This is a genomic window from Rhodoglobus aureus (assembly GCF_039527955.1).
In the GTDB taxonomy this organism is placed as follows: Bacteria; Actinomycetota; Actinomycetes; order Actinomycetales; family Microbacteriaceae; genus Rhodoglobus; species Rhodoglobus aureus.
Genome location: NZ_BAAAKW010000047.1, coordinates 1 through 2,022, shown reverse-complemented (window position 1 = coordinate 2,022; position 2,022 = coordinate 1). Strand labels below are relative to the sequence as shown.

Here is a 2,022-nt window from a genome sequence, read left to right as displayed (position 1 = left end):
TTCGTCAGCTTCGGCACGTAACAACTCTGCGGCCGGCACCCCCGCTTCGTGCGAGAGCTGCAACACCTCGTCAAGGTGATCACCGTCACCGGGCAACTCGAAGCGATCGAGTGCGCCAGCGACCAGTGCCCGCGCCTGAAGCAGCGAACCGCCACCTGCCACCGCGATAGCCATCAGCTCGCATTCCAACCCCGGAGCTGCACGGGTGGGTGTTGCCGAGCGCACGAGTCGCGCGTTCCACCGCACCGCGACAATGATCAGCCCGCCGCCGACAACTAGACAGCCCCCACCCGATCAGCGTCAACACGAGCACTCCCAGGGTGTCAAACCCCAACAGGGCCCCAAAGACGAGTCCAACGGCGGGCAGGGCCAAGACCATGCGCGCGGTGGCAACCGGGCGGCAAGGGCGGTGGCGACTTCGCGCTGCACGTGAATGAGCATCCGCAATGCCCTCGCGTGAGTGCGCAGCGCACCCGCAAGCGGGGCTCCCACTTGGCCCGCCACAAACCACGCTGCGGCTAAAGAATTCCATGCTTGACGATCCAGCGAGGGCAGCTTGCTGGATGCCCGCATAATTCGCTCCGGCGTTCCCCCGTGATCGTCACCCAGTGCGGATTACTAAGCCCTTGCCGGAAGACTCCGCAAGCGAGGCTATTGAGGGGCAGCGACCGAGAAGCTTGCTCCAAGATCTGCGCCGGGCTGGCCGGTGTTTGTCACCTTCCAGCGATAGCGCTGTTCGGGAAGCAAAGGGAGACCGCCCCCAATATTGACCGCCAATGGCATCGCAAGAGGTGAGCCGTGAGGAAGACCGGGGGGGCGCCCTACTTCAAAATCAGCATCGAATCGTATCGGCGTCAATTCTCCAGTCGGGCCCACAACCATAAACGAGTGACCATCCGCGTCGACAAGTTCAGCCGTGATGTGATGCTTTTGATTCGCCTCGGTCCAGTCAATCTCGATAAGTATGACAAGCGCCATTGGCAAGCTCGGAGTCGTGGTGACGCTCCACCCCAAACCAAGGGCATGCGCTTTCCCGGCTTGATCCGCTTGGGCGGAATCCGCCAGCAAGACTAGAGTCCTCATGCAGCAGACGACACAACTTCGACATGCCTGTTATCGCCCAAAACCTCTGTCTGCGCACGTTGGCGATGGTTCGAGTTGGAGCGTGTGGGCGTTGAGTACTGGTTCCAGTGGGTATTGGAGAAGTAGAAGGTGAACCCTGAGGCAGGAGTCAGAACTTCGCGAGCTCCACTGAGCTCGAAATAGAGGAAGCGCTCATCACACTCCGAGGCGGTTGCTTCGAGAGACAATTCTTCTTCTGCCTCTTCGAGCAGAACCCGCTCGCCGACCGTTACGCCCTCGGCGTGGGTCAAAAGAACACGGATCTTGCCGTCGTGTGCAAGGTCGTTGAAATCTGCGGCAATCTTTCTCATTAGGATCACTCTCAACCTATAAGGATGGCTTTAACTCAGGGTCGGAAAAACAAGAAATGAATCTTGTCAATTCGGATTGTTGCACAGGCAAACTAAAAAAGACATTGAAATGGTTATGAGCTTGCCCATTACTGGGGTCATGGACAAGTATAAATCCCATCTCTAGCAGCGTTCCTGCCGTGGACACCATGATCTTTGGATATACGGTCTTGGCGTCAGCCGTGATCCGTCGGAGAGTGTCTTCTCTACTCTCCAGAGGGAACGCATTGTCTGCCCAAATCGATACCCCGGGCCCTTCGCCTTTTTCCACAGCTTCCAGCACTCGTTTCTCCAAGAATGCTGGATCTTGCTGTGAACCGCCCCGCACTACCAACGCGTTGTGCGACAGCTGCAAGACGACTCCTCATTTATACGTGACGCCGCAACTCTATCGGATCAACCATTTGGCTGTATTTTAGCGGATTAGAGCTACCGGTCAATTATGCGCGTTGACTCATAGAAAATGCGCGCGTGGCAGGTATCGAGGAATCATTTGAGAATGCGCGCGTAGCGGTGTGTCTGCCGGTGCTGGTGAACGGGTGCCGGTAGG

At 57.6% G+C, this 2,022-nt stretch carries 2 protein-coding genes; both read right to left on the bottom strand.

Going from position 1 to position 2,022, the window contains the following annotated elements; genetic code table 11:
* Positions 1 to 651 precede the first annotated feature (651 nt).
* A complete protein-coding gene (locus ABD112_RS11565) occupies positions 652 to 1,083 on the bottom strand; it encodes a DUF6941 family protein (protein ID WP_343926030.1) in 432 nt (143 codons plus the stop codon).
* Positions 1,080 to 1,433 carry a hypothetical protein gene (locus tag ABD112_RS11560; RefSeq protein ID WP_343926028.1) on the bottom strand — a complete coding sequence of 118 codons (354 nt, stop codon included), beginning with the start codon at positions 1,431 to 1,433 and terminating at the stop codon, positions 1,080 to 1,082. The genes ABD112_RS11565 and ABD112_RS11560 overlap by 4 nt, the downstream gene beginning before the upstream one ends.
* Positions 1,434 to 2,022: the final 589 nt, after the last annotated feature.